7 protein-coding genes and 4 pseudogenes are annotated in these 7,308 nt (G+C 37.2%); all 11 read left to right on the plus strand.

The genetic code is table 11. The features are described 5' to 3' along the window. Nucleotides 1–418 precede the first annotated feature (418 nt). Nucleotides 419–1,477: pseudogene (locus BN3456_RS00570) on the plus strand (TraG/TraD/VirD4 family protein); the annotation flags it as partial. Between the two features lie 56 nt (nucleotides 1,478–1,533). Beyond that, the gene (locus BN3456_RS00575) at nucleotides 1,534–1,794 is read left to right on the plus strand and encodes a type II toxin-antitoxin system Phd/YefM family antitoxin (RefSeq protein ID WP_089982015.1); all 261 of its coding nucleotides are present in this window, start codon (nucleotides 1,534–1,536) and stop codon (nucleotides 1,792–1,794) included. Beyond that, a complete protein-coding gene (locus BN3456_RS00580) occupies nucleotides 1,784–2,095 on the plus strand; it encodes a type II toxin-antitoxin system RelE/ParE family toxin (RefSeq protein WP_089982017.1) in 312 nt (103 codons plus the stop codon). The genes BN3456_RS00575 and BN3456_RS00580 overlap by 11 nt, the downstream gene beginning before the upstream one ends. Nucleotides 2,096–2,349: 254 nt before the next feature. Beyond that, the gene (locus BN3456_RS00585) at nucleotides 2,350–2,736 is read left to right on the plus strand and encodes an electron transporter RnfA (protein WP_089982019.1); all 387 of its coding nucleotides are present in this window, start codon (nucleotides 2,350–2,352) and stop codon (nucleotides 2,734–2,736) included. Between the two features lie 69 nt (nucleotides 2,737–2,805). Next, nucleotides 2,806–3,099 (plus strand): annotated as a pseudogene (locus tag BN3456_RS00590) (hypothetical protein); the annotation flags it as partial. Nucleotides 3,100–3,190: 91 nt separating this feature from the next. Next, nucleotides 3,191–3,721 carry a hypothetical protein gene (locus BN3456_RS00595; protein ID WP_089982020.1) on the plus strand — a complete coding sequence of 177 codons (531 nt, stop codon included), beginning with the start codon at nucleotides 3,191–3,193 and terminating at the stop codon, nucleotides 3,719–3,721. A gap of 122 nt (nucleotides 3,722–3,843) precedes the next feature. Beyond that, entirely contained in the window at nucleotides 3,844–3,963 is a 120-nt protein-coding gene (locus BN3456_RS16145; protein WP_242862763.1) for a DUF6462 family protein, read from the plus strand. Between the two features lie 166 nt (nucleotides 3,964–4,129). Further along, nucleotides 4,130–4,318: an integrase DNA-binding domain-containing protein gene (locus BN3456_RS00600; RefSeq protein WP_089982022.1), complete on the plus strand. Its 189-nt coding sequence runs from the start codon at nucleotides 4,130–4,132 to the stop codon at nucleotides 4,316–4,318. A gap of 163 nt (nucleotides 4,319–4,481) precedes the next feature. Further along, a pseudogene (locus tag BN3456_RS00605) lies at nucleotides 4,482–4,951 on the plus strand (methionine--tRNA ligase subunit beta); the annotation flags it as partial. Nucleotides 4,952–5,165: 214 nt separating this feature from the next. Next, a pseudogene (locus BN3456_RS00610) lies at nucleotides 5,166–5,611 on the plus strand (GNAT family N-acetyltransferase). 649 nt (nucleotides 5,612–6,260) lie between these two features. After that, on the plus strand, nucleotides 6,261–7,097 hold the full coding sequence (locus BN3456_RS00615) for a DUF7686 domain-containing protein (RefSeq protein ID WP_089982024.1): 837 nt from the start codon (nucleotides 6,261–6,263) through the stop codon (nucleotides 7,095–7,097). Nucleotides 7,098–7,308: the final 211 nt, after the last annotated feature.

Genomic DNA, 7,308 nt, shown 5'->3' on the forward strand with positions numbered 1-7,308 from the left:
AAAGGTCAGAATATGATTATTTCGAAAACGTATCGCAAATATTCGAAGGATAAAGAACCGATGGTTAACTTTGAGATAAGTTTACACCATCGGTTCTTTTATTACAAGATAGCCTGTGAACAGTAACTAGAAATAATATCATTATAAAAATCAGGAGTTATAGGATTGTATTTTTCAACTTTAAGGGTTATCATAGTGGAGTAAGGAGTTATGGATTTATCCATGACTGTATTGCAAAGGCAGGAAATCAAACTTTGGTCGGGGAGGTTCCTGCTTTTTATTTATAGTGACCAGACTATGATAACAAAAGGCACAGAATAAAACAATCTGATGTATGATTCGCCAGATTAATTTATTCTGTACCTTTTTTAATTTGACTGAAAATCAGAAAAAAAGAACGGATAAAACAATGATTTACATAAGACTTTTATCCAAAGACGAGTTAAGCCTTGCAGATATTGGAATTAGAGTAAATGGTGATGGAGAGACAAAGACAGCACTGTTTTGCGTTATTCCAGATTCGGACAAATCCTACAATTTTATTATTGGTATGCTTTATACACAGATTTTTCAGGAACTGTATTATCAGGCAGACCTTAACTGTGGTGGCAGACTTCCGATTCATGTGACCTTTATGCTCGATGAATTTGCAAACGTCGCATTGCCTGATGACTATTGCTCTTTGTTATCGACGATGCGAAGCCGAGAGATTTCAAGTATTATCATCATTCAGAACTTTGCACAGCTAAAAGCCTTGTTTAAGGATACTTGGGAAACAATCCCCGGCAACTGTGATACCTTCATTTACTTGGGTGGAAACGAGCAGTCAACGCATAAGTATGTATCGGAACTGCTTGGGAAAGGCACGATTGATAAGAAGTCCAGTGGTGAAACGAAGGGCAGACAGGGGAGTTCTTCAAGGAATTATGATGTACTTGGAAGGGAGATATTTACACCCGATGAGGTCAGAAAGCTGGATAACAAGAAATGCATTATCTTTATCCGTGGTTTTGATCCTATTCTGGATAACAAGTATATTCCATTTGCACATCCCGTGTTTGACCAGACCGCAGATGGTGAGGGAAAACCTTATGTGCATGAGATAACCAGTAATCGAAATCTGATTGGCCCGCCCTTTGAGATTTTATCGAAAAAGGCAGTGGAGCATTATGAGAAGCAGAAAGAGAAGGGCGATAATGTCTATATTGATGACCTGAAATATGAGGAATTCATGCTTCTCGGTGAGGCAGAACTGAATCACAGATTTACGAGTCTGGAAGAAAAGGAGCAGAAGGACAAACTGAATGAAGAGCAGGCGCAGGAGCTTGAGTATTCGCAGGAATCTGATCCAGAGGTACAAACGAAACAAGAGTCTGTATCAAAGAGGAAAAAGTCAGAGTGGGAGGATACGCTTACCAATCGAATGCTTCATTGGAATTGTATTCGAAATTTGGAGATAATTGGAAAGAATAATTGATTGAAACTATGGGATAATAATGGTATAATTAAGCCATGTCAAAGGAGGTGTATGTTATGCCACAAATTATTCCTATTAAAGATTTGAAGAACACATCAGAGATTTCAGAAATGTGCCATAAAGCGGAAGAACCTATTTATATTACCAAGAATGGTTATGGAGATATGGTGATTATGAGTGTTGAGAATTATGAACAAACCATGCGACAGCTTAGTATGTACAGAGATATCGAAATATCCGAACAGCAGATTAGAGAAGGAAGAACAAAGGATGCAAGAAGTTCCCTAAGTTCCATGAGGGAAAAGTATGCATTATAATCTGATTATTACGGACAGAGCTGACGAACTGATTGATGAGCGTGTAAATTATCTTGTAAACAGGCTCAAAAATCAGCAGGCAGCAGCACATCTTTTAGATGGAATTGAACAAATATATGATAGACTCGAAGAGAATCCGTATCAATTTGCAGATTGTCGAGATATCTTTCTAAAAAGTAAAGGATATAAGGAAGCAGTTGTTTCTGATATGGATTATATCATGATATTTCGTATCGAAGAAATGGATGTTTTGGTAGTAGGGTTCTTTCATCAATTAGAGAATTACAATTTAAAATTATAGTATGTAGCATCAGGCCATAAACAGTCTGATGCTATTTTTTTGCCTTGAAAGGAGGTGGTTACAGCAATAACACATCGGGGAAACCTCGACTAACCTAAGTACCAGGAGCAATCCTGTTTTGATAGATTACAATTAACAATGCAGATAAGAATGGATGAATGACATCTATTCGGAAGAAAAGCCGGATAGATGTTATTCATCTTTTTTTATCCGGCTTTCACTCTGCAACCAACATTTTGAAGGAGATTTGAATTATGCGTAGAGAAAACAGCGTAGTAACTAACAACACAGCAAATGTAGAAAAGGTCGGTAAGTCCATGAAGGGATTATTTAAGAACATGAAAAAGAAAGTGATTCCAGCACTCTCTGGAAGTATGATGGCAGTTTCACTTATGAGTACTCAGTGCTTTGCAGCAGCTACAGGAACATCTGCAGTAACACAGCCACTTGACAACTTAAAAAATCTTGTTATTGCAGTCATCGGTGCTGTCGGTGTCATTATCCTTGCGAAGAATGTTATGGAGTTCGCACAGGCATATCAGCAGCAGGATTCTTCTACCATGAACTCTGCCTTAAAGGGAATTGTAGCAGGTGTCATGATGGCAGGTATTTCTACAGTATTAACATTCTTAGGATTCTAAGAGTGGAAACCAGAGGATGTGGGGCAGGTTCTGCCCTGCAGAAATGAAGGAAGTAGGTGAAGAACAAGTATGGATATTTTTAAACTTGGTGATAAGATCCTGTCTTTGCTTGAAATGGTGTTTGGTTTTTGGAATAACCAAATATCTCTGGTGTTCTCGATGCTCGGACAGTCACCAGTCAATTTTAAGAGTGGAGGTCCGTGGGCAGTCATTGAAGGAATTGAACCAATCTTTGTTGGAGTAGGTTCGTCTCTGGTAGTGCTGTTTTTTGTCATAGGATTTTGTTCGGAGAGTGTGGATATCAGGGAAGAGATGCGATTTGAAGTGATACTGAAGATGATGATTCGAGTGGGACTTGCCAAAGTGGTTTCTTGGAGGGAACAACTCCTATGTACGAAGCGTATATGCAGCTTAAAAAAAGTTTTGCTGCAGCACTTAAGTAAGGAGGCTGTGGATGAAATTAGCAAAATACAAGGCGTGTATATGTGAGGGTTCGGCCGAAGAGGCAATCATGGACGTGCTGATTGACAATCATCTTCTGATATTCGAACGTGAAGAGATGCTAGAAGAACAAGTGATTCGATGCAGAGAAGGCAAGAAATTCGAAGAAAAGTATTTAAGAAAAGGATTTATGGACAAGATTTCCGTGATTAGAGTTCTTGATTCAAGAAGAGAAAATTTTAAGATTAGCAAAGCCTATGAGAATAAAGTTGATGTGATAAATGTCATTACTGCCCCAGAGATAGAGATGTTGATCATCTATAATGAGGGAAAATACGATGACTTCAAAAAATCTAAGCTAAAGCCTAGTGATTATTGTAAGAGAAACCACAAAATGAAAGAAGTTAAAACCTACAGTTTTGTGAAAAAATATTTTTCCAACCCTGCAATTTTGATGGATGCCATTAAAAAGTACTATGAAATGTCACGGATTCCGAAAGGAGAGTATACGCTATTAGATTTGATAAACTATAACAATTCCTAAAATGCATATAAACGAAACAATGAACCAGATCAAATCTTATGAATCTGTAGCTTTCAAAAAATGATTTTGTTTTTTTGTTTTGCCTGTTTAAAAATGCCACCTGTTCTGTCCTATTAGTGAAAGTGGGCTTACACACATTTCAGGACCTGGCAAAACATGCAGATGCTGTTTATCATGTGAAGCGTATTGTTCTGGTGAATACAGAAATTATTGATGAATACCTAGAAACATTTCACGGGTAAACATGAAAAGAGGAACAAAAGAAAAAGTGTTTGCTTATGTGGAGAAATATAGGTATAATTATAAAGAAAGATGAAGCATTATAAATCTGTATGATTATCTATGGATTACATCTTTTATATGAATAAAGAACACTTTTTGTTCCTCACAAAAAAGTGAGGTGGCAAAATGGCAAAAAGCAGAAAAGACTACCGTGGATATGCACTTAGACACGGAGAGTGTCAGAGGCAGGATGGTCGATATGTATTCAGCTACACAGATTCCTTAGGAAAAAGGCATTATATCTATATATATGCAGAAGCTACCACAGATAAAAAGCAGGAAGTAATGGCAAATCTTCAAGGAAAAATTATATAAAAAGCGATGTGTAGTTTAACAGAAAACTATCCATTTTTAACTTTACATCAAAAATGACAACAACATAATTTTCGTGATGGACTTTAGTGGAGAAACATGGATTTTGAAAAAATAGGATGATGAACCTAAATGGTTCTTGACGTACTCAGATGGGATGATGTAAGTTGTCGTCCCGACAATGAAGACCTTGAATGATGTAAATAAGAAAAATGATGTAAAATCTAAGGCTGCTGAAGAAGTGAAAGCAGAGCCAGAGAAGATTGACTTTTCTAAGGTAAAGGTAGAGCCTTTATTCGAGGAACTCGTTGATTTTGATACATTCAGCAAGTCAGATTTCCGTGCAGTAAAGGTTAAAGAATGTGTTGCAGTGCCGAAGTCAAAGAAACTGAGTTCACTCTTGATGACGGAACAGGCACAGACAGAACCATTTTAAGCGGTATTCACGCTTATTATGAGCCGGAAGAACTGGTTGGAAAGACTCTTATCGCTATCACAAATCTTCCACCGAGAGCTATGATGGGCATTGACTCTTGCGGTATGCTCCTCAGTGCTGTTCACGAAGAAGAAGGCGAAGAAAAGCTCCATCTTATGATGGTAGATGACCACATTCCAGCAGGTGCAAAGCTGTACTAAGATGTACCGTTTCACTAAATAAACGGGACGTACCTCATTTGCTGAAAATCAGAAAAAACAGCGATTTACATCAAACTTACATCATTTGATGCAGAAATCGGTGCAAGCAAAAAAAAATTGCATAATTAGTAGAATGAGTGGGCAGTTCCAATCGGGATTGCTCATTTTTCTACAATGAACAGAAACACATAATCAGAATTTGTGAGGATAAAAAATGCAACTTCGAGAATATAAATCTACTGATTGTGAGCAGTTGGCGGAATTGTTTTACCAAACCGTTCACAGTGTGAATGCAAAGGATTATACAGAAGAACAGTTAGATGTCTGGGCAACAGGCAAAGTGAATTTGCAAGAATGGGATAGTTCTTTTCTAAAACATAAAACGATTGTTGCTATTGAGGATAACAAAATTGTTGGTTTCGGAGATATGGATAACTCTGGATATTTAGACAGATTATTTGTTCATAAAGATTATCAGAGCAGAGGCATTGCAACTGCGATTTGCGATGAGTTAGAATACTGTATAAATGAAAAGCAATTACAACGCACGCCTCCATTACAGCAAAATCATTTTTTCAACATCGAGGATACCGTGTTGTTAAAGAACAAGAAGTTGTCCGCCACGGAGTTTTTCTCATAAATTATGTGATGGAGAAGTAGACAACTTTGTTAAACTGCCCTTTGAGAGAGGAGAAATTCTTTTCTCAAAGGGCTTTTTGTGTCCAATGTATTGACATAGGTCCAGTGCAGGGACTGGTTATAAACCTGGACATAGGTAAAAAGGTTCCCTCTCAGTTCATCAAGTGAGTGGAAATCCCGGATATCCAGAGAGGACATCCACTGACTTTTGAGTGTCCTAAACCATCTCTTAATTTTTTAACCGAATGTTCGTATAAAAAATAGAATTATCTCATTGCCAAACAAAATGTCGATGCGATTCTTCATGAAAATGAAAAGGAAGAGCAAAAGCAACAAGGTAAAGATGAGAAAAATTATAGCAGATAATCAGAGGGAAAGTTACCAGTTTTTGATTTGGTGCTTTCCCTCCTTTTTTCGTTATACGGATTTTACTTTTGTAATTAGCGCTCAGAATGAGTGCGTAGCCATCTTCGATTAGAAGATGAACAAGGGGATTGGGGAGACACCCCCAACAAGCATCAGTCGAATGGTAGGTACCAGAAGACACTGCTTGCCGCTTTGTTTTTTAGAATATGCGGCCTTAGTGCGCCGCCGGTGTATTTTGTCCTTTAAATATCCCAGCATAGTGCTATAATAACGATATAACAATGTGTATCGGGAGGAATGGTCTATGGGACAGATGTGCGATGTTTGCAAAGAGAAAACTGCAGTGATTTCAATACAAGGAAAAGGACAGTATTGCTATGATTGTCATAACAAAATGATGTTGGAGCTTTATGGTATGAGTGATACTTTTGAATATTCAAAAATTATATCAGTAATTGAACCAGGAGGGAAACTTCATACATTTGAAGTGAATCATATTATTCTTGGATCAATTGTGACATGGGAGGCAAAAGAAAAACACGGAAATTACGAGTTTAGAGTGATATCTGATATTGGCGAAAACGGTGCAGAGGTAGCACAAAAATTATTCAAAAAGATTATTGATGGTGTATGTACCAAAACATTGGATATTTCGAATGGAGCGTTCGGAAAATCTGTAAGTATCAAAGACAAGGGAGTTATTCAAATTATTGAAGATGAAAGAAGGGATTATGCACCAGCTTTCAAAATAGATGATGAAATATTCACACCTGAGGAATTTGGTAAATTACTGCAGAGATTTTCTGGTTTTAATATGCAGTTTCAGATTCATGATGGATCAGATCCACTTTTAGGAGAACATGAATATTTGATTCCAACATATATTACGAAAGAAAGCCTGCTGGAAGAATTTGAAGAAGCACTTGCCATACATAGTGATAGAGGATTTGTATCATATAAAAATACCATTGCATTCGAAGACGTATTCTATAAAATCAACGATAAGCTACATGTCATTGATCAAGCAAGAAACAGAGATTATGCACAGGAAATTGGCAGAGAACTAGCAAAGCGACTCTATGTAATTGAAACTGATGATGATTATTTCCCCTTTAATCTGATAGAACTGGTGAGGGCGTAAATTTTTCTGTGTCTGGCAAGTCAGGAACTGCCTGATTTGAATTAAATATGTATTGGTTTTGATGTCGGTTTAATTCGAAATTCTATTGTCGAATTTTATTTCTATCTATAGTATTACCGCATCTGAAAATTTTATACCTTTTTTCGAAAAAATTTCATAGCAAATAAGACATCTATATTTGTTTTTCATGGGCTCTGCCCACACCCGGCCT

The sequence above is a fragment of the Clostridium sp. C105KSO13 genome, from assembly GCF_001517425.1.
In the GTDB taxonomy this organism is placed as follows: Bacteria; Bacillota; Clostridia; order Lachnospirales; family Lachnospiraceae; genus Muricomes.